Here is a 21,300-nt window from a genome sequence, read left to right as displayed (position 1 = left end):
TTCTCTATTTAGTTTAGTCTACGTCTTTCGCTAGTCTAAGGCCCATGTCAGACATAATGACGGATTGGCTGGCAAAATCGCGGCGATAGTTTTCAGATTCGTCTGCGTCATAAGCAAAGCTGCCGCCACGTACAGACTTGTGTGCAAGGCTTTCTTTTTCCTCTTTTGCGTTTACCGGATTATCACTGGGCGCTGTTTTGTAATAACCTTCGTCAAAAGCATCAATCACAAACTCGCCTACGTTACCTGTCATATCGTACAACCCGAGCTCGTTTGGTTGCTTTTGACCTACCTTATGAGCCTTATTGTGCGAGTTATTCGCATACCAAGCCACATCGTCAATATTGTTTGATCCAGAAAAAGTGAAGCCTTTACTTAAAATTCCGCCTTTAGCGGCAAACTCCCATTCTGCTTCTGTTGGTAGACGGTAATGCTCTCCCGTTTTTTCATTCAATTTCTTAATGAAATAATTGGCTTGTTGCCAACTAATATTATTGACGGGTGTATTTGGATCTCGAAAGTAGCTCAGAGAGGAGCCAGTGACAGCTTCAAAGAGCGATTGAGTTACCTCGAATTTTGACAAATAGAATCCATCAACGTTAACAGTGCGAGCTGGGCGCTCTGACTTTTTGGCTGATGGATTATCTGCGCCCATCGTAAACTGCCCACCTTCGACAAGAACCATATCTTGATCGATTTTCTGAGCGAGAGAGTGTGGTGGGGTTGTTGCACAGCCATTAATTATCAGCGTGACCGACATGGTTGAGACAAAGGAAATAATCTTACTTTTGGGATGCTTCATTCGGCAACTCCGTCAACAACTTTGGTCTGAAAGTCTAGCAAGCAAAACCATAACAAACGGTTATACACACTATAACAAGCGCCGAGAATAATTGAACATTATCATCACCCTAGGCGATTAACTCGATGATTAGGTTTGACATCATTGGGGACAGGTTAGCAACTAAGAAGGTGATGAATGCACATAACTCAAGGGCCTCAGTTCAACGGAAAAGCATCTAAGCGTTTACATGTGATGGCAAAGCCCATTGGTGCTGCTTGCAACATCGATTGCACTTATTGTTATTACTTAAGCAAACAAGATTTGTTGGAATATAAGCAAGGGTGCTCGCCAATAATGGATGACGAAACCTTAGAGAGCTATATCCGCCAATACATCGAAGGGCAGAACACACCTGAAATTATCTTCTCTTGGCAAGGTGGAGAGCCAACCATGCTGGGGTTGGATTACTTCAAAAGAATTGTTGAATTACAAGATAAATACCGCCCTCATGGTATTACGCTCTCTAACGATCTTCAGACTAATGGCACGCTTCTTAATGATGAGTGGTGCGAGTTTCTAAAAGCGAACCACTTTCTCGTCGGTTTAAGCATCGATGGCCCTGAGATGATGCACAACGCCTACCGAACAAACCGAGCGGGAAGAGGTACATTTAAACAAGTGATGAACGCCGTTGAGCTATTGCATAAGCATGAAGTGAAGTTTGCAACGCTCACGTGTGTGAACAACTTGACCAGCCGTAACCCATTGGAAGTGTATCGCTTCTTACGAGATGAAGTACGTTCCCCTCAAATGCAGTTTATTCCGATTGTTGAGCAGCAAACTTTCAGAGCAACAGCGCCCCAAACTTGGAAGCCCAATGAGCAATTAATGCAAGGTGATAAACGTCTGATTCCCGGCCACAAGGATTCAGTTGTCGAGCCATTTTGTGTGGCGGATGAAGCATGGGGTAACTTCCTTATCGCGATATTCAATGAGTGGGTCGTGCATGATATTGGTAACGTTTTTGTACAGTATTTTGAAGCAAGTTTGGAAACATGGATGGGAAGCAAAAACCCACTATGCACGCTAGGTGAAATCTGTGGCAAAGGTTTAGCAATGGAACCAAACGGTGATGTCTTTGCGTGTGACCACTATGTTTACCCGGAATACAAGATCGGAAATATTCACCACGAAAAACTCGATACTCTCGCTTATAGCCCTGACCAGCAGAAATTCGGGTTTGCTAAAAGTCGTACACTGCCTCAGCAGTGTGTTAATTGCGATTATCAGTTTGCATGTTTTGGAGAATGCCCTAAAAACCGCTTTATTCGCACCAGAGAAGGTGAGCCTGGCCTTAACTATCTATGTGCAGGTTGGAAGAAGTTTTTTGCGCATGTCGACAAATCAATGGCGTACATTTTACGAGCGATGGGCAACCCTGTGGTACACGGTAAATACAGCGATAAGGTTTTACACCTGAAAGCGTCTAATCGACCTGTTTTTGACACTAAGTTCTAAGATTCAACTGGTCCAGTTTTATAAAAGTAAGGTCTCATCAATGCAAAAGATAACGCGTTTTACGAAGTCACTTTTAACTTTCACGCTGAGTGTAGCGTTAAGCCAAGGCGCTTGGGCTCAAGATAAACCTCCGCTCAATTCAGATAGAGTTTCACCCGTTGAGATAGCATCTCAAGAAGAACCAATGACGCTAGCACAGCAAGTCGAAAAATTGTCTTATGATGCACAAAACAAGAAGTTGTCTTCAGAAAAGCGTATTGATGCTTTACGTGAACTGGCCAACTACCCCAGCCAAAACGCTTTGGTTGCCGTCGCTCGTGGTTTGAAAGATGCAGATGCTGGAATTCGTGAAGCAGCAATTGTAGGAGCTCAACCCTATATGATAGATCATCGCTGGCGTCTGGTTTCCCCGTTGCTAAGTGATGACGATGCAATGGTTCGAATTACCGCAGCGATAAACTTGGTTCGAGATTACGCCAGTTTAAGTTCGGAGCAGCAACAGTCACTTGAAGGCGCGGTGACTGATTTAACATCCTACTTGTCGCAGAAAACTGACAACGTTTCTAGATTACTCCTTGCCGATGTATATCGTTGGCATCGAGAGTGGGACAAAGCGGCATTGATTTATCCAGAGCTAACCAAGCTGATGCCAAGTAACCCCCAAGTCTGGTTAAGCTATGCGGACAATTTTCGAGCGCAACAAAAAGATCGACAAGCTATCCAAGTACTTGATGAAGCAATCACACTTTTTCCTGATAACGCTGCTTTGCATTACTCGAAGTCATTGGCGCTAGTAAGACTTGGTGAGAAGCATGATGCCGCTAGCGAAATTGAAAAGGCCGCTAACATGGCAAAGAACAACAGTTATTTTTGGTACTTAAATGGTGTTCTGCAAGAAGAGTTAGATCTTAAAAAATCTGTGGACGCTTTTGAAAAAGCTTATTTGATCTCTGGCGCGCCGGAGCAGCTTTATGCAGTGTGTGATATCTACATTCGGTACGATAACCCCAAGTCTGAACAGTGTTTAGCGGAACTTAAGAAAGTGGCTCCGGATTACGTGATTGATGAGCTTAATCAGAAAAAGGGGCGTCAAAATACTTCAGAGCAGGTTGACGCCAGTTAACTCAACACTTTATCGGTAATCTTCTTTAATTGAAGTGTGTTTTTTATTACAGTGTCACGTTGTGGTGTTGTTGCATATGTTGCTCTGAATTGCGCTTGTTAATCGTGAACTATACTTTCATTTGGATTTGCATCCCGTACCTCAATATAAGGAATTAAAATGGCTATAAAGTTAAAGGTGATTGTCCTTGCGACAAGTTTTGCTCTGTCTAGCTATAGCATTGCTGCTGATATGCAAGATCCTCTGCCGTCATGGAACAACACCGGTGCTAAGCAAGCTATTATGGCGTTTGTTACTAAAACGACGACTCAAGGCTCGGACGCTTATGTTCCTGAAAGCCAAAGGATCGCTACGTTTGATAATGACGGGACGTTATGGGCAGAAAAACCCGTTTATCTACAGCTGTTTTTTGCGATCGATAAAGTGAAAGAGATGGCCTCTGAGCATCCTGATTGGAAAACAACAGAACCTTTTGCTTCGGCAATAAAAGGTGACTTGGAGGGGGTTGGTAAGCAAGGCCTTGAAGGTGTGATGCAGCTTGTTATGGCGACTCACTCTGGAATGTCGACTGATCAGTTCCATCAAGAAGTGAAGGAGTGGATGAAAACGGCCGTTCATCCTACGACGGGAAAGCCATACACTGAAATGGTTTATCAACCGATGCTTGAGTTACTCGACTACTTGAGAGCAAATGACTACCAGACCTATATAATTTCTGGAGGTGGCATTGATTTCATGCGTGTTTGGGCACCAGAAGTGTACGGGATCCCAACGCAAAATATCGTTGGGACGACATTAAAAGCGGAGTATCAGGTCGTTGATGGACAGCCAACGATTCAACGCTTGCCAGAAATTGATTTTGTGAATGATAAAGCGGTGAAGCCTGTCACGATCCAGAACTTCATTGGTAAGCGCCCGGTGATGGCATTTGGTAATTCTGACGGTGACTTACAAATGCTAGAGTGGACTAAAGCGGGGTCTGGCCCACGATTTTCAGCGGTTATCCATCACACGGATGACAAGCGTGAATGGGCGTATGATAAAGACTCTCACGTGGGGAAATTAGACAAATCATTTAAAGTGGGTGAAGAGCAAGGTTGGTTGTTTGTCGATATGAAACAAGATTGGAATCAAGTTTTTAAAGAAGCGATGAAAAAGTAGCGACCCAACCAACGTAAACATTACACCAAACATTTTGTGATAGGGGGTGATGAGCAAAACGCTCTTCATCTCCTCAACTTAACAATTCTGTTTGGTATCAGCATAAGCAAATATTGCGTGCGTCCGTATTGGTTATTTGATTGCTGTGTGGCATCATTGCTTAAAACCACTTAAGTGAATTTAAGTAATGACGCAAGAAGAGCGATTGATAGAGCTCAGAGCCAAGCTAGAGCTACAAAACAAAATAACGTTATCGGAAGTTTGCGAGTATTTTGGCATCTCGCGAGATTCAGCGCGTCGAGACTTAGTCAAGTTGAGCCAACTACCGGGATTACAAAGAATCCGAGGTGGCGTCATGCTTGCCCCGATATCTTCCTCTACAGAGGCGTACTCTAATCGACCAATTAGTGACACTAAGCATCGCCTCGCTCAAGCGGCCGCTAAGCTTTTGGATGAGCGTGACCACCTTGTTATTGATACCAGTACTATCTTATCTCTGCTCCCACTTTACGTAGAAAAAGCACGCTGTGAAGAAGATAAGCTCAACGTGGTCACCAACAGTATTGACGTACTAATCGCTGCTGAAAAAAGTGAATCAATGGACGTCCATTTCTTAGGTGGACACTTTGACCCCTACGCCAGAGCGATCTTGGGTGCACAAGCAGAACAGCAAATGAAGCAATATCATGTGAATAAGGCGTTTATTGGTGTGTGCGCGTTGTCATCCCGAGGGTTGACGACAAATAATGAGCTAGAAGCAACCATGAAACAAGCCATGATAGAGCAAGCTCAACAAGTCATTGTCGTTTGTGAATCCCGCAAAATTGGAAGCGATAATTTTCACCATGTATGTGATTTGTCAAAGATCGACATCGTTATTACCGATCATGCTCCTCAATCAGATTTTAAACAACTTCTCGACCACAATGATATTGAATGTATTGTTGTTTCACCGAAATAAGGAATCTTAGTATGGCTTACGATCCCGTAAAGACCGCCGTGATTGGTTACGGATATTCAGCAAAAACTTTCCACTTACCCTTCATTAAAGCACTGCCAAACTTGATGTTGAGCGCAATAAGTTCTCGTCAACAGGAAGCGGTCCAAAATGATTGGCCAGATGCTCAGTGGTTTGCTGATGCCAATACTTTACTCGATGACAGTGACGCTGAGCTTGTGATCATCACTGCGCCAAATGACGTGCACTACGAGCTCGCAAAGCGCGCGTTGAACAATGGGAAACATGTCATTGTCGAAAAGCCGTTTGTAACGCGCATAGAAGATGGGAATGAGTTGATCGCCTTAGCAGAAGAAAAAGGATTGGTTCTGAGCATTTTTCATAATAGGCGTTGGGACGGCGACTTTCTCACCGTTAAATCGCTTATCGAACAAGGTAAGTTAGGTGATGTGAGGCTGTTTGAGTCGCACTTTGATCGCTACCGTCCTGAAGTTCGTCAACGCTGGCGAGAGCAGGCTCAAGATGGCGGTGGTATTTTATTCGATCTTGCTCCCCATCTTCTCGATCAGGCCTTGGTGTTATTTGGTTTGCCAGATGCGATAGACGCACAGTGTCGAATGATGCGTCCGGGCGCGACGACGATTGATTACTACAACTTAGTGCTTCATTACCCAGACCATATTGTGCATTTACATTCAAACTTATACAGCCCAGAACCAAACCTGCGTTATAAAGTATTGGGTACTGAGGCTAAATATGAAAAATACGGATTAGATCCTCAAGAAGGTTACTTAAAAGAAGGCCGATTACCGGAGAACGATGCTTGGTCAGAAGAGGACGAGGCGTTATACGGTGTCCGCTACGACGAAGACGGAGCGCAAACTATCAAAACGGAGAGAGGTGCGTATCAAGCTTATTTTGTTGGTGTAGCAGATGCCATTCGTTTGGGTACTGATAACCCGGTTCCTGCCGTTCAAGCAGTACAGAATATCGCTCTGATTGAGATGGCATTGGAAAGCAGTAAAACGGGTAAAACTATTCAGGTGAAATCATGAGCTTAACGCTTGAGCTCGTCGCTCAACAAGAGCATGAGCTTCAATTGAAAGAGTTTAACCATCAAGTTGCGTGGTCTATTGGTTTAGCTTTAAAAGAAGCGGCGGAAGCCTGTGACGCGGCTGTGGCTATTGAGGTCTACGGTTTTGGACAAACGCTATTTCAATACGCGATGACAGGAACGTGCGCTGACCATTTGGATTGGGTTCGTAGAAAGCGAAACTCAGTATTGAGATATGGTCGCAGCTCTTACTACCTCTCGCTATACAATAAGCAAAAGCAGCGTGATTTTGAAAATCAGCCACATCTCGATGCGCGTGAGTATTGTGCTCATGGTGGCGCGTTCCCAATTCGAATCATGGGTTCTGGTTTAATTGGGGTTGTGACGGTATCGGGTTTACCGCAGTTAGATGATCATCAGCTTGTTGTCGATGTATTAAAGACAATGGTAATGACCAGCACAGAGCTTGCTTAAAGTTGTGCGATATTACAGTGGCACGGCATTTATTTTGTGTCACTGAATTCTCTTATTAGCTCATTTTGCGTTCTATTATGTGAGAAAATATTTAACACTGCTCCCAACTTCCTACCTGAAAATTAAATCAATTTCATATAACCTATACGCTCATTCATACAAAAAGCCATCGAAGCTGGCAGTTGGCAAATGTCCTTTAGAAGAAAAGAAAAACTTAATCTTAGAAACCTTATTGTAATCCTGTGTGTTTTCAGCGTGCTTGTCACTTTGATCAATGCGTTTTATTCGATCTATCGAGTGCAACGAGATCTCATCATCAATAACACGTTAGAGTCCAACCGCGTTTATGCGCAAAAAATGTCAGAAATGACGGACTCTTTCATAGAAAGCTCAATGTCGCAGTTAAAATACAGTGCGAACTTGCTAAAAGATAAGATGCACGATGCTCAGTTTCTTGACGAAGAGGCGGAGAGGCTGAGAAAGCAAACCAAATCATTCAACTCTGTGGTTGTCGTTAATGCGAAAGGCGTCATTATTTCTGTATCACCAGAGACACTTCAGGTGAAAGGTGTAAAGCTCGTTGGTGAAAGAAAACGTCAATCTTTAAATGCTCAAGCGCCCGTTGTCACTGAGCCATTCATCTCACCCGCAGGAAATTATCTGTTAACGATCTCATACCCTATATTTTCTCAGTCCAATGAATATTTAGGCTATATCGGCGGTACTATCTACTTAGAGAAGGATAATATTCTTGCGGAATTACTTAGCCAGCATGCTTACAAAGATGGCTCTTTCCTTTACGTTGTGGACGAAAGCAATACGCTGATCTACCACCCAGATAAATCGCGGGTTGGTGAAGTGATCAACGATAATATGGCAATTAACGCCGTGACAATGGGTCAGCGTGGTAACAAAGAAATTGTGAACTCTCGCGGTGTTGAAATGCTAGCAGGGTATGCACCAGTTGAATCATCAGGGTGGGGAATTGTCGCTCAGCGCCCGAAATCAATGACGTTAATGGTGCTAGATGAGCAGATGTGGAGTGTATTTTTCAAATCGATTCCAATTGGTTTATTAACTCTGCTGTTGATCTGGTTCTTCTCTCTACTTATTTCAAGACCATTATGGCAACTGGCTGGCGCTGTTCGAGGAGTGGAAGAACACTCTTCATCCATCGATGATTTGAAGCTGGTTAAGTCTTGGTATTTTGAGGCTTCACATTTGAAGCTCAGTTTCCTCAAAGCGTTTGGTCTCGTTTCAAAAACCATTGATAAGCTGCAACTGGATACGCTAACAGACGCGATGACTGGGTTGTTAAATCGACGCGGCTTAGACAAAGTTCTAGGCTTGTTTAAGCAAGAAAACACCGCTTTTTCTATTTTAGCTTTGGATATTGATCATTTTAAGAGCGTCAATGATAACTATGGTCATGATGTGGGTGACAATCTACTCAAAGAATTCGCTCAGTTGATGAAAGAGCAAGCCCGAGCGAATGATCATCTTTGCCGTTCCGGTGGGGAAGAGTTCATGATGTTCCTTGAAGCGACGGATGTTCATCACGCGGTTGATGTCGCAGAGCGGATTAGGCATAACGTAGAAAAACACGATTTCCTGGTCGTTGGTAAGGTAACGGTATCACTTGGAGTTTCTCACTGGAAAGGCAACGATATGCCAATTGAAGCGGTAATGAAAGACGCTGACAACGCTCTGTATAAAGCAAAACGCAACGGAAGAAACAGAACCGAGTTAGGTGAAGACGCACAATAGGTATAGTGCTATGCGCTGAACGTAAAACGCGCCAGTTACCAAGCTTTTGTTTTACTCGTTGGCGTAGCCACTACCAATTGCTCTAAATGGCAAGTCGAGTTCTAACTCCGGAATTTGCTTGCCCACCCAAGCCGGGAATGTATTGCTATTTGGTCCTGGAAACAACGTGTATTCTTCAGCCCAAGGGTATTGGTTGATAACGCTTTGTATTTTGGGGGTAAGTTTATCGGCTTTTTCACCTTGTATTGAGAGTATTTTTTCTGGCTTCGCACCATACCAGTAGCGATCTGGTGTGCCCGTTTGGTATTGATACAGAGCGGGTTGTCCACGATTCACGCGCCACCCGACCACTTCATACACGGTATATTCGTTCGCATTTTCAGGCTTTATCGCAAACCAAGTGTGCACCGCAAACCAGCCTCGCCAACCAAATGCATCTGCGGCATAAAACTCAATTACGGCATGTTTCACATTGGAAGGGTCAGGCGCGATACCGGCAGGTTCTCTGCTTGCGGTACGCCAATCTCCTTGAGTGCATCCACCCATCAAAGCTGCGATTGATATCAAGCCAACTTTTAATAGATGAGTAAAACTGAGAGAGTTTTTCATTGATCGCTCCTAGACCAACCGATGTTGGAAATGCTTTATTGATTTTAGCTATAAAATAGGTGCAAGCCTTATTGTTAAATCTTCCCTTCGTTAAAAAGAAGGGAAGGCTAGCGCCACAATATCGGATCATACGTAATAATGAGGTAAGCAGATTTGTAACATGCGGCATAGACAATATTGTCTCTCTCTATTAACTTGCTTAGTTGCGTATGAAAAAGTAAGAGCTTGTACGTATATTGCTTACATTGTTTATTACTTTTAAATTCAATAAAAACAATTGCTTGGGTGTTGTTGGTGGCGATTAAATAGGCTGGTTTATCCTCAGATGTATTGTGATTTCCCCATTTTTAGCGGAATTTTATCGTACATCCTTTTACTGTATTTAGAGACTTGCGTACACCTGTGGCACAATGGGCGATTACGGAAGGAGTGCTGTTTGGTAATGCAAATGGCAGAAAAATAACTAGAAATTGAATAACCAATGTTTAAATCAAAAAGTATACTTGCATTATGCACGTTCGCATTTGGCTGTTTTGCCAATCAAGATAGTGAACCAACGTCCGTTGTACTGAACTATGGTGACTCTTCACTCTGCGCTGATATTCAAGCAAATCGAAAATTTCATGTGGTTCAAGATAATGAAAGTGAACATGTGGAGTTTTCTGGAGGAGTCACGAAGGAATATTCCGATTACATTGTGAATATACATATCATCAGAAAAAGCAAAATACGCAGATCAAGTCGAGAGCTAAATACCACCGTATTGATGAACAGCGATCAGCTTGAAAAGCCTTTAGTGGTTGGTATTGAAAATGATGAATTCACCAGTATTACTTTGCGTTAATACTTGGTATTTATCGAATAGGAATGGTTGAACCGATGCTCTCAATACGTCGCTATCGTACAGAGGATGCTCCAATATTGTGGACACTTTTTTACCACACTGTACGAGTCATTAATCGTCGCGATTATACCGAATCACAAGTTTCAGCTTGGGCCCCATCAGATTTTGATCTCAATTCATGGCAACGCACAATGGATGCTATTCAACCCTATATCGCGGAAATAGAAGGGCAGGTCGTTGGCTATTGTGATTTGCAAAGTGACGGCCTGATTGACCATTTCTTTTGTCACCATGAATATCAAGGCCAAGGTATTGGTCGTGATTTGATGTCTTTTCTATTTTCACAGGCGAAAGTAAAGGGAATAGAGCGACTGTACTCTGAGGTGAGTATCACTGCACGACCTTTCTACGAGAAAATGGGGTTCAAAGTTAAGGTTCAGCAACGTGCTGAAGTTAGGGGAGAAACCTTAACTAACTTTATGATGGAAAAGTATATTTCACTGAAATCGTGAGCGTTTAGTGAGCTTGAACACAGATATAAAATGTTTTCCAATGTGAAAACAAGTTCATTGATCTCGCACCAAAGTTTTGTTTGAAAACAGTGTGCATAATCTTCTCTGGAACAAGCCATTACTGCATTTTTCGTCTCTGAAGGCTTAGTCAGAGCCTAAAAGCTTCGGTATTGCGGTGGGTAATGGCGTTCCAAACGCCAAACGTGTCTGGCTAACAATCTCAGGAAGAGAAGTAGTACTATGCGCCCTTATCTCAAATACATTATTCCAACATTGATACCATTGCTTATTTGGTTAATGCCCCTCTCTGCATTCCCATTTGATGGCATTACTATCGTCCAGCAGAGAGTGATCGCAATCTTCTTGCTTGCTGCACTCTGTTGGGTGTTTGAACCCATTCCAATCTACGCCACTTCGGTCGTTATCATTGTGCTCGAATTATTGCTTGTTTCGAATAAAAGCATCGTGCTTTTTCGCTTGCAAGAAGGGCAGCCACATTTTGGTGAGCTGTTGCAATATAACGAGATAATGGCGACTTTCGCTAGCCCGATTATTATGCTGTTCCTCGGTGGGTTCTTCTTAGCTATGGCGGCGACAAAGTACAGGCTGGATGTCAACTTAGCGCGCGTGTTGCTAAAACCATTTGGGCAAAACCCAAAGTTCGTTATGTTGGGTTTGATGTTGATCACCGCTGTCTTTTCCATGTTCATGTCAAACACCGCAACAACAGCGATGATGTTGTCGATTCTAACCCCTGTGATTGCGGTATTTGGGCCTAAAGATCCCGGTCGAATTGCGTTTGCCTTGTGTATTCCTGTTGCCGCCAACATTGGTGGTATTGGTACACCAATCGGCACGCCCCCGAATGCTATCGCGCTGAAATATTTGGTTGGTGACAACTTAATTACCTTTGGTGAATGGATGGTATTTGGCGTGCCATTCGTCATTGTAATGATGGCACTAGCGTGGTTTCTGATTGGCTTTTTGTATAAAGCCGAGCAAACCACCATCGATCTGAACATTAAGAGCAAGTTTTTGAAAACACCAAAAGCGATGATTGTCTATGTCACCTTCGCAGGTACGATTATTCTCTGGTTGATGGGGTCAGCACATGGGATGAACTCTTACACAGTGGCATTAATTCCGGTCGCGGTATTCTCATTGACGGGCATTATCAACAAGGAAGATTTGAAGAAAATTTCTTGGGACGTGCTTTGGTTGGTGTCAGGTGGTATCGCTCTGGGTCTTGCTCTGGATAAAACAGGGCTTGCGAAGCTGGTGGTACACAGTATTCCGTTTGATCAGTTCTCGCCATATGTGGTCTTGTTTGGTGCGGCGTTCTTGTGCTTGTTAATGGCAAACTTTATGTCGCATACGGCCACTGCAAACTTACTTATGCCGATTATGGCTGCGCTAGGTACCTCGATGACTTCGTTAACGCCATTGGGTGGAGAAGTGACGCTGATCTTAGTCGTGACATTTGCCGCGTCACTCGGTATGTCGTTACCAATCAGTACGCCACCAAACGCGTTAGCTCATGCTACTGGGCATGTCGAAAGCAGCCAAATGGCTCGTATCGGTGCAGTACTGGGCGTGATTGGTGTATTACTTAGTTTTGTTATGGTTTGGATTTTACATACCGTTGGGCATATTGGGTAACCCATGTACGAAACGAAACTAGATGCGTTAGTACAACGCTATTTTAACCATCTTGAACGCCGATTAACGGTTTTATCCGGATCGGTGCTGATCGAGCAAGCTGGCTACAACGATCGGTTGTACTACGTGCTTTCAGGAGAGTTGGCTGGCTATTATGCGGAAGACGACAAGAAGCCAATTCAGGTATTTTCTGCGTCTCAAGGTGCGTTTATTGGCGTACATAGTTTCTTTTCTGGTACATGGACGGCCTCTTCGACAGTTATTGCTCAAACCGACGTTGAACTGGCTTGGATACAGCGTGATACGCCCGCGGTGGAAGAGGTGACATACGGACCATTGACGACACAATTTATGCCTGTGATGGTGAACGAGTTATCTCGGCGTCAACGGCGTGCAATGCAAGAGGCCTTGGCTAAAGAAAAAGCGTTACAAAAGCTGCATACCGCAGAGCAAATGACAACGTTAGGACAGCTTGCTGCGGGTATTGCTCATGAGTTGAACAATGCTATTGGTGTGGTAAGCAGTAAATCAGAGCGACTCGAGTCGGTCATCATGGAATTGCTTGAAGAAGTTCATCCGGAAGCGAGTCAGTTTTTTGATTTTGGTTTGATGCAAGGACAGAAAGTCTCTTCCAGCGAAGCGAGAAAGCGGGGGCGTCACTTCGAAAAATATTACGGCTTACCCAAGGATCTCGCGCGTGATCTCGCACGTGCCGTTCCAAATAATTTCCTGTCGGAGCATTGGTTAAAAAGACCCGAAGAAGCGATACGTTTCTGGCAAATGGGGCGAGACCTTCATGATTTGCGTATTGCCTCTAAACATACTGTTGGCATTGTACGTTCAGTGAAACAATTGGGGCGTACGGATATCGATTTGGATGAAGCGTTTAATATTAATGACTCAATCAATCGAGCGCTGGCCCTATTGCAAAGTGACTTAAGACGCGTGAGCGTACGTTTTAGCCCAGCGGAGTTGCCGGACTTTGTTGGCTCTCAAACCGAACTCGTACAAGTGTGGGTCAATATTTTAAAGAATGCGTGTGATGCACTTGGTCAAACCGAAGACCCGGGGATCGAAATACATACTCGAGAGAGTAAGGGGAAAATTTTGGTCACGATTGCTAACAACGGACCAGAAATCGATGAAGCGACACGCAGAAAAATTTTCCGGCCAAACTTCACCACTAAAAAGGGTGGGTTGTCGTTTGGTTTAGGATTAGGGCTGTCGATTGTGAAACGCATTATCGCCGGATATAACGGCTCTATTGTGGTAAAGAGCGACAGTGAAAAAACAATTTTTAGAATCAAGTTACCAGTAGAGGGTGAACATGGAGAAGCTTAATGTAATTTGCGTTGATGATCAACGAGAGGTATTAAGCGCGGTTCTACAAGACTTAGAGCCGTTACATCAGTGGTTGAATATCGAAGACTGCGAATCCGCAGGTGAAGTTCTAGAACTGATGGATGAGCTTGATGCAGAAGGCGAGATGATCGCATTAATAATTTCCGATCATGTCATGCCAGGTAAAACAGGAGTGGAACTACTGACAGAGGTATCACAAGACAGTCGTTTTGTTCGCACACGTAAAGTGCTTCTGACGGGGCAGGCGACGCACACGGATACCATTAATGCGATTAACTCCGCAGGTATTGATCGCTACTTTGAGAAGCCATGGCAAGCGAGCCAATTGATTGAGTGCGTTAGAAACTTGGTGACTCAATATATCTTTGATATGGGCTTAGATTACACTCAATATCACGAACACTTAGATCAGAGTGTTGTTTTTGAGCGCCTACGTTAATCAAGGCTCTCTAAGGTTGTTTTCGTCACGGCCAGTTAGTGTCTGAAATTTACTGTGAGTAGTTCAGCATGCTTAACGTGGCCGTGCGGAATAGCGTTAATTCTGGGATTATTTCGCCGAAGAACGGTTTAGCTCAATGAATAGCGACTGGCACTGGCAACAGAGAGTGGTTTAGAGAACCAATAACCTTGCAAATAATCGACGCCCATCTCGGAAAAGAAGTCACACATTTTTGCGTCTTCGATGCCTTCTATCACCACTTCAATATTATTTTCCTGACACATAGTGATAAGAAACTTCAAATACTCTTGAGAAGAGCGATTGGTCAGTGTCTTCCATGCCATCGACTTATCAATTTTGATTTGTGTCATCGGCAAGTCGAAGAAGCTATTTAATGAACTGTAACCAGAGCCAAAGTCATCGAGCGAGAGTGCAAAACCTAACTCCCTGAGCGTGCTTAGGGGGGCAATAGCCGTCTGGTTATTATCCAAAATAAACGTTTCTGTCAGTTCCAAAACAATAGACTCGGGGTCAACGCCTGCTTCATCCGCCATGGCTTTAATTCGCGTAGGGAATTCGCTGTTCATCAACTGAAGTACAGAAACGTTCACGTTAACACGAACTTGGTTTTGGTAACGTTCACGGTAGTTTTTGATGAATTCACACGCTTTGGCAAATACTTGATATCCCAGTTCGACGATCAATCCTTTGTTCTCTGCTACAGGGATAAACTCGTCGGGATAAATTTCGCCAAACTCTTTGCTACGCCAGCGCACTAGTGATTCGAAGCTCACCACTTTTGAGCTTTTGGCGTCAATAATTGGCTGGAACTTAACACTTAATGTCTGTTTTTCTAGCGCACTTTTAAGACCTTGCTCAATAAAGAAGTAGCGATCAACGGCATGCTGCGTCTTCTCACTGTAGACCGCGACGCGGTCTCTATTTTGTTCGCTCGCGTACTGACAAGTTCTTGCCGCTTTACGTAAAATTTCCTCTGCGGAGTGACTAGGGTCAATACAAGGATACAAACCAATGCTAATGTTGCTACCTAGGTATTGGCCTTCTTCAATCACCGCTTCATGGTAGGTTTGTTTTAAACTTTCAGCGTAACTCTGTAGCGCTTCTATTGAGCACTCATCGTGAATCAAAATCGCAAAGTCATCATCATGCACGCGATACACCGAGCTGTTTGGAGAGGGCAAGTGGCTGAGAGTTTGTAGCAACTTCTCTACTAATCCATCGACCAGTTCGCTGCCATATTGATTCAAGTAAGATTTGATGTCTTCGATCTGAATATAACAAATAGACGCGCAAGAATCGGTGGTACGTACACTGTCTTCGATATCCAGCAAGAGATGGGCGCGGTTAGCCATGCCTGACGCGTTGTCATGAAATGCGACTTGATGGATGTAACTTTCCATCAGCTTACGCTCAGAAATATCGCGATGGCTGCCAACCATGTAATGGCCATGTTCTGTTTCTTTGGTCATGGCTACGCCTTCTATCCAGACGTATTGTCCATTGGGTTTACGAACTCGGTAAGTGGTTGTAACCCTCGTATTGTTGGTCGTGATGTGCGCATCGACCCTTGTGGACAGCCTTTCTCGATCAAGAGGATGAACAAGCTCTAACCACTGCTCTAAACTGATTCGGCCAGCGTTAATACCGAGCTGTTCATAGAAGCCTTTGTTGTAAAATACCATGGTACCAAACTCATCCATGTAGAAGAGGCCTTCGTTAAATACGTCGAAGATATGAATGAATCGTTCTTCAACGATTTTCAGGAACTCTCGGTCACTATCTGAGGCTTGTTGGTCAAATATGGTGGTCAAGATATTTGCTCCTCGAGCGTGTTAGCATCAGAGATGAGTGTGGGGGTTTGATAACATAGAGTTGATCTGTTGGCGTACATTACAATCACAAAAGTATCAGTTCAAATTGTTTGGCTATCATTTTATGCGCTACTAGGTTAATAACATACTAAGATTAGGCGGCTAATCATCGACATTTATAAAAAATAGTCAACAGTAAAAATCATTTATAAAATACAGTTATTGATGCTGTCCGCAATCTATAAATATTTATGAATAATTATCTTCAAGTTATTTTAAGACGTGTCGGTTAGAGGTTCTGCTCTTGAGTGTCATATCTGTATATTTGCTAGGCTAAAGACCATAATAACAAAAAGGGCTTAGTGATCGCGATGGGTTATTAATTGACAGGATGCTCATTAATAGTAATCAATTCTAATTTATTATCACGCCAATTAATCAAATCTCTTATAATACTGCCGTTAATATCGAGTAAGCTTTCTTTTTATGCAGTACGATCCAAAAAATTCAATCAAAATTGCGCTCGCTGATGTCGGCGTTGGTATGTTTGTTACCGCGATAGAGCACAACAAGCGCGTAAATTTAGCCAATGCAGGGCGGATATCTAGCCCAGAGGGCATTAAGAAGCTTACCGCGAGCGGCGTGAAGTATGTTTGGGTAGATCAAACATTATCTTCTCAGAAGTGTGTCTTTAAGCCTGTGGATGAATCCATTGTTGCCGTAGAAGAAGAGCGAGAGCCCAAGTCCTCTGACTTTTCGAAGGTTCAACGCGCTTATCGCTCGAGAGATGTTCAACATAAACGAGCCAAAAAGCTAATTGCGGAAGCAAAAGATCTGGCGCAGAAACTATTGAATCAAACTTTTGAAGGCAAAATCATTGAAGTTGATGAGGTAGAAGCTTGGGCAGATGATGTCATTGAAAGCGTTTTTATCGACTCAGATGCTTTGCAATGTGTTTCTGCACTCAGAAAAAAAGACTCCTACTTGTTGGAACACTCCGTCAATGTGGCTTGCCTTTTAGTATCATTTGGTAAGTACTTGGGGTTAGATAAGCAGACATTAAAGCAGCTCGCTATTGGTGGCATCATTCATGATGTAGGTAAAATTAAAGTTGATGACAAGATTTTGCATAAACCAGCAAAACTAACACCTGAAGAGTTTGAACACATGAAGCTACATCAAGTGTTCGCTGGTGAGATTATTCTCCATGTAAAGGGCCTTAGTGATGTGAGTCGCGATGTTTGTTTGATGCATCATGAGAAGTTAGATGGCAATGGCTACCCTAGAGGCTTGAAGGGCGATGAGATTCCGATTCACGGCCGCATGAGTTGTATTGTTGATATTTACGATGCATTGACGGCCGATCGTTGCTACAAAAAAGGCATGAGCTCAGCAGAAGCGTTTAAAATCTTGTTGAGTTTAACGCCATTTCATTTAGATGCAGACCTAGTCTACAAGTTCATTAATTGCGTTGGGATGTACCCAGTGGGCTCTATTGTTGAGTTGAGTGATGGGCGTGTTGGTATTGTTTGGTCCTCAAATGACTCTCAAGCTTTAAAGCCAGAAGTGAAGTGTTTCTACTCACGCAAATATCAGCGTTATATCGATGTGGCGATGGTCGATTTGAAAAATAGCCTACACAAAATAGAAAGAGCAGTCGCTCCGTCATCGTTAGAAATCGATCCCAAGCCTTTTTATGATTAAGAAAAATAAACATGCTTTACAACCTTGCATGCAGAGCGTATTTTGATTGCATAACTATCTATTAATGGTTTCTAAATTATGTAGGGACTAGGTGGTTATTAAAGAATCGAGTTTCATGGATGGAAACTGAGCTAGGAATATCTCAATAAAGATTGAGATATAACCCTCAACTTTTTGCGGGAAGGGATGCCAATGCAAATTGATACATGGATTTTTTACACCCTGGCCATTTTGGTGCTCACTGCATCGCCTGGGCCAAGCTCATTGCTGTGTTTAAGTAAAGGTGTGAGTAGTGGGTTTCGTATTGCCCTCATGACCGCGCTAGGCAGTTTATCAGCGATCACTATTATACTAACGCTTTCTTTTACCGGGTTAGGGGTTGTGATTGCCTCATCTGAGCTGGTCTTCAATATCATCAAATGGTGTGGTGCCGCTTATTTAATTTGGTTAGGCATTCAAGCGCTGCGCTCTTCTCAAACGGACTTTGACAAAACGGCAGCCGTCCAAAGCTCCTCGAATGGGATCAGCGCGTTCACTAGTGGTTTTATTGTTGGCGCTAGTAACCCGAAAGCGATTGTCTTTTTTACCGCTTTGTTTCCTCAGTTCATTGATCCCTCTGCGCCTTTGTTGGCTCAATACGCGATTTTTGCATCTACATTTGTGGTGTTTGAGCTAAGTTGGCTAACATTTTATGCATTATTAGGTGTAAAAGCTTCAGATTGGCTGTTTGTCGCTGGAAGAGCCAAGTTGTTCAATCGCCTGACTGGCGGAGTATTTATTAGCGCGGGCGTCATGTTGTCGACGGCCAATCGATGAGAAAGCGCGTGTTCGGTGCATGGTTGGATTATTTCAATTGCGTAAGTTGCAATAACCTAATTTAGCGTTAGCTTATTTCCATTATGGAAATAGACGTTTTGTTTATTTTCATTAGTGGCAACAGGTAAGCCGGAGTAAAATCACGTTACTCTTTAGGGGTAGAATCCATGTTTTATCTTGTGGGTTTGTGGTTACTTTTTCAGGGACATCTCAGATGAAAAGCCTTTCTGAACTACAACAACGTTTTCTAGACATTGCGACTGATGTTCGTCTTTCTCCAAAACAAAAGTCGAACTTTTTGGCCTTGGAGGCGGAAGCATGTATTCCTTACATGTCGATTTCCCCATCGCTAAGACAAGCAATGGATGAAGGAATCATCTGTGATATGTTTGAAGGCCATGCACCTTTCAAACCACGCTATGTGCTGCCTGATTACGCTAAGTTCCTATCGCAAGGCTCTGAGTATCTAGAGTTGCTTCCAGCTGACGATTTCGATGATGCGCTGAATATGCTCACCATCATTTACCATCATGTTCCATCGGTAACGAATATTCCGGTGTATTTAGGTCAGTTGGATGATGTCTTGCTGCCTTACATAGGCGACCTAACAGAGAATCAAATTTACAAAAAGTTAAAACATTTTTGGATCATGTTGGATCGCACATTGCCAGATGCGTTTATGCACGTGAATGTCGGACCGACAGACAACATTATTTGTCGCACTATTTTAAAAGTGGACGCCGAGCTCAAGCAGATTGCGCCAAATCTTACGTTCATGTACGACGAGTCGGTCACGCCTGATGATTTACTTCGTCAAGCGACGCAGAATATTTGCGAGTGTAGTAAGCCTCATATTGCCAATTACCCTGTGCACTCGAAAGCCTACAGCGGTTCACGTTTTGGTATTGTAAGTTGCTACAATTCACTGCCACTGGCTGGTGGTTCAAACACGCTGGTGCGAATGAACCTAAAAGAAGTCGCAGAACGAGCATCGGATTGTAACGACTTCTTAAACAGTGTTTTACCTCTATACCATCAATTAATGGTTGAGTTGATGGACGCTAGAAGTACGCACTTGCATGAAAAGTCCAATTTCTTTCAAGGATTTTTGACGCAAGAAGGATTGATTGAAGAGTCCCGTTTCGCACCAATGTATGGCATTTATGGTATGGCAGAAGCGGTGAACCTTCTGTTCGAAAAAGAAGGCCAAACGGGGCAGTACGGAAAAGATGAACGTGCGAATGCTTTTGCTCATGATGTTTCAGCCACACTGGCGAAACTAGTGGAGTCAACCCCAGTGAAATATGGTTTGGATGGCAAAGCGCTCTTACATGCTCAAGGTGGTATTAGCTTAGATCTTGGCGTTACGCCAGGTGTGCGTCTTCCTTATGGCACGGAGCCAGACCCTGTCACTTATGTACAAGCAACAGCTGAGCATCACCAGTATTATCGTGCAGGTATCAGCGATATTTTGACGATTGATGAAACGGTGAAATCAAACCCAGAAGCGATGTTCAATTTGTGCAAAGGGGCATTAAATGCAGGCTATCGTGAGTTTACCGCGAATGTGGCCTCAAATGATTTGATTCGCGTTACGGGATACATGGTTAAACTTTCTGATATCGCAAAATATGATGCAGAAGGTTCGAGAACCAATACGACGTTTCTGGGAGCAGAGGCGGCAAAAAATACTGGGATTTTAGATCGCTCACCACGTGTGGTGAGTCATGAAATGACACCGACCTACACGCAGGCGTAAAGGTCGGTTTAGGAAAGAACAAGATGTCTAGACGAAGTGGAAGCCTTTTGGCAAAAGTCACTCGTATCCTTCCTTTCTCTTGTGTTGATGGGCCAGGAAATCGTCTAGTCATCTTTCTACAGGGTTGTAACTATCAGTGTTTGAACTGTCATAACCCTCATACAATAAACCATTGTAATCACTGTGGTGATTGTGTGAGTAAATGTCCGGCAGACGCACTGAAGTTCGACGAAAACAACAACGTTGTTTGGCTTAAAGAGGAGTGCACCCACTGTGATCATTGTATAGAGATATGTCAGAACCAATCTAATCCAAAAATTACTGACTACTCTGTGGTAACAATGCTCGATTTGATACGCAAGCATCACTTTTTCATCAGTGGTGTTACAGTATCCGGTGGGGAATCTACCTTACAACTTCCGTTCATTATTGAGCTGTTTAAAGGGATCAAGCAAGATCCTGAGTTACAGCACCTTTCTTGTTTCATCGACAGCAATGGCTCTTTATCAGTGACAGGTTGGCAGCGTGTGCTTCCTTTTCTGGACGGTGCGATGATCGATTTGAAATCGTGGCAGACAGAGACGCACCAGTGGCTAACTGGGCGTGATAATCATCGTGTATTCAAAACGCTTCAGTACCTCGCAAAGCATGAAAAATTGTATGAAGTTCGGTTACTGCATATTCCAGGGAAAAGTGATTTAGATATAGAAATCGTAGCGATTGGGCGCTATTTAAGTACTTTACCTGAATCGGTGCTTATCCGTTTAAATGCATTTCAACATCACGGAGTCATGGGGGAGGCGCTAACTTGGGATGTCTGCTCGCGCCATGATATCGAACGCTTAAAATCAGAACTTTTACGTTACGTGAGTAACCCCATCGCAGTGCCGACTGTACTCACGTAATGCAGTTTTGATTCGTTATC

General features: G+C 43.5%; 19 protein-coding genes. 16 read left to right on the top strand and 3 right to left on the bottom strand.

Features of this window, described 5'->3' with window-relative positions; genetic code table 11:
• Positions 1–13: 13 nt before the first annotated feature.
• Positions 14–802, bottom strand: a complete 789-nt coding sequence (locus J8Z23_RS08555; protein WP_134646705.1) for a formylglycine-generating enzyme family protein — start codon at positions 800–802, stop codon at positions 14–16.
• A 177-nt stretch (positions 803–979) separates the two neighbouring features.
• Here J8Z23_RS08555 and J8Z23_RS08550 point away from each other — a divergent pair, with 177 nt between their 5' ends.
• From J8Z23_RS08550 to J8Z23_RS08520, 7 genes are all read left to right on the top strand, one after another.
• A complete protein-coding gene (locus J8Z23_RS08550) occupies positions 980–2,302 on the top strand; it encodes an anaerobic sulfatase maturase (protein ID WP_434632960.1) in 1,323 nt (440 codons plus the stop codon).
• A gap of 40 nt (positions 2,303–2,342) precedes the next feature.
• Positions 2,343–3,425 (top strand): hypothetical protein, encoded by a 1,083-nt coding sequence (locus tag J8Z23_RS08545; RefSeq protein ID WP_434632957.1) that lies wholly within the window; start codon positions 2,343–2,345, stop codon positions 3,423–3,425.
• A 159-nt stretch (positions 3,426–3,584) separates the two neighbouring features.
• Positions 3,585–4,586 carry an HAD family hydrolase gene (locus J8Z23_RS08540; RefSeq protein WP_434632955.1) on the top strand — a complete coding sequence of 334 codons (1,002 nt, stop codon included), beginning with the start codon at positions 3,585–3,587 and terminating at the stop codon, positions 4,584–4,586.
• 187 nt (positions 4,587–4,773) lie between these two features.
• Positions 4,774–5,547 (top strand): DeoR/GlpR family DNA-binding transcription regulator, encoded by a 774-nt coding sequence (locus J8Z23_RS08535; RefSeq protein WP_301659396.1) that lies wholly within the window; start codon positions 4,774–4,776, stop codon positions 5,545–5,547.
• An 11-nt stretch (positions 5,548–5,558) separates the two neighbouring features.
• Entirely contained in the window at positions 5,559–6,599 is a 1,041-nt protein-coding gene (locus J8Z23_RS08530; RefSeq protein ID WP_301659395.1) for an oxidoreductase, read from the top strand.
• Positions 6,596–7,072, top strand: a complete 477-nt coding sequence (locus tag J8Z23_RS08525; protein WP_005393342.1) for a heme-degrading domain-containing protein — start codon at positions 6,596–6,598, stop codon at positions 7,070–7,072. Before J8Z23_RS08530 ends, J8Z23_RS08525 begins: the two co-directional genes overlap by 4 nt.
• Before the next feature lie 189 nt (positions 7,073–7,261).
• On the top strand, positions 7,262–8,839 hold the full coding sequence (locus J8Z23_RS08520) for a sensor domain-containing diguanylate cyclase (RefSeq protein WP_301659394.1): 1,578 nt from the start codon (positions 7,262–7,264) through the stop codon (positions 8,837–8,839).
• Positions 8,840–8,890: 51 nt separating this feature from the next.
• Here J8Z23_RS08520 and J8Z23_RS08515 read toward each other — a convergent pair whose 3' ends face one another.
• A complete protein-coding gene (locus J8Z23_RS08515; protein WP_301659393.1) occupies positions 8,891–9,448 on the bottom strand; it encodes a DUF3750 domain-containing protein in 558 nt (185 codons plus the stop codon).
• Between the two features lie 481 nt (positions 9,449–9,929).
• On the opposite strand from J8Z23_RS08515, the gene J8Z23_RS08510 reads away from it, so the two are divergent.
• From J8Z23_RS08510 to J8Z23_RS08490, 5 genes are all read left to right on the top strand, one after another.
• Complete coding sequence (locus J8Z23_RS08510) at positions 9,930–10,292, top strand: hypothetical protein (RefSeq protein WP_434632952.1); 363 nt, start codon at positions 9,930–9,932, stop codon at positions 10,290–10,292.
• A gap of 35 nt (positions 10,293–10,327) precedes the next feature.
• Positions 10,328–10,804 (top strand): GNAT family N-acetyltransferase, encoded by a 477-nt coding sequence (locus J8Z23_RS08505; protein ID WP_145474062.1) that lies wholly within the window; start codon positions 10,328–10,330, stop codon positions 10,802–10,804.
• Positions 10,805–11,044: 240 nt separating this feature from the next.
• The gene (locus J8Z23_RS08500) at positions 11,045–12,463 is read left to right on the top strand and encodes an SLC13 family permease (RefSeq protein WP_005394158.1); all 1,419 of its coding nucleotides are present in this window, start codon (positions 11,045–11,047) and stop codon (positions 12,461–12,463) included.
• A 3-nt stretch (positions 12,464–12,466) separates the two neighbouring features.
• Positions 12,467–13,804 carry a sensor histidine kinase gene (locus J8Z23_RS08495; RefSeq protein ID WP_150918634.1) on the top strand — a complete coding sequence of 446 codons (1,338 nt, stop codon included), beginning with the start codon at positions 12,467–12,469 and terminating at the stop codon, positions 13,802–13,804.
• Positions 13,791–14,264, top strand: a complete 474-nt coding sequence (locus J8Z23_RS08490; protein ID WP_047008729.1) for a response regulator — start codon at positions 13,791–13,793, stop codon at positions 14,262–14,264. Before J8Z23_RS08495 ends, J8Z23_RS08490 begins: the two co-directional genes overlap by 14 nt.
• Positions 14,265–14,392: 128 nt before the next feature.
• On the opposite strand, the gene J8Z23_RS08485 is transcribed toward J8Z23_RS08490, so the two are convergent.
• Positions 14,393–16,096, bottom strand: coding sequence for a putative bifunctional diguanylate cyclase/phosphodiesterase (locus J8Z23_RS08485; RefSeq protein WP_006741581.1), 1,704 nt, complete (start codon positions 16,094–16,096; stop codon positions 14,393–14,395).
• A gap of 486 nt (positions 16,097–16,582) precedes the next feature.
• On the opposite strand from J8Z23_RS08485, the gene J8Z23_RS08480 reads away from it, so the two are divergent.
• The 4 genes from J8Z23_RS08480 (at position 16,583) to J8Z23_RS08465 (ending at position 21,280) form a co-directional block, all read left to right on the top strand.
• Entirely contained in the window at positions 16,583–17,800 is a 1,218-nt protein-coding gene (locus J8Z23_RS08480; RefSeq protein WP_005394162.1) for an HD-GYP domain-containing protein, read from the top strand.
• 192 nt (positions 17,801–17,992) lie between these two features.
• Positions 17,993–18,616: a LysE family translocator gene (locus tag J8Z23_RS08475; protein WP_182019445.1), complete on the top strand. Its 624-nt coding sequence runs from the start codon at positions 17,993–17,995 to the stop codon at positions 18,614–18,616.
• 214 nt (positions 18,617–18,830) lie between these two features.
• Positions 18,831–20,375 carry a YjjI family glycine radical enzyme gene (locus J8Z23_RS08470; protein ID WP_139060276.1) on the top strand — a complete coding sequence of 515 codons (1,545 nt, stop codon included), beginning with the start codon at positions 18,831–18,833 and terminating at the stop codon, positions 20,373–20,375.
• Positions 20,376–20,398: 23 nt separating this feature from the next.
• Positions 20,399–21,280, top strand: a complete 882-nt coding sequence (locus J8Z23_RS08465) for a YjjW family glycine radical enzyme activase (protein WP_301659391.1) — start codon at positions 20,399–20,401, stop codon at positions 21,278–21,280.
• The last annotated feature ends 20 nt before the right edge of the window (positions 21,281–21,300 follow it).

This window comes from Vibrio sp. SCSIO 43086 (genome assembly GCF_051132235.1).
GTDB classification, from domain to species: Bacteria; Pseudomonadota; Gammaproteobacteria; order Enterobacterales; family Vibrionaceae; genus Vibrio; species Vibrio diabolicus.
Note: the sequence above shows the minus strand (reverse complement) of the source record. Positions and strands in the feature narration are given on the sequence as shown.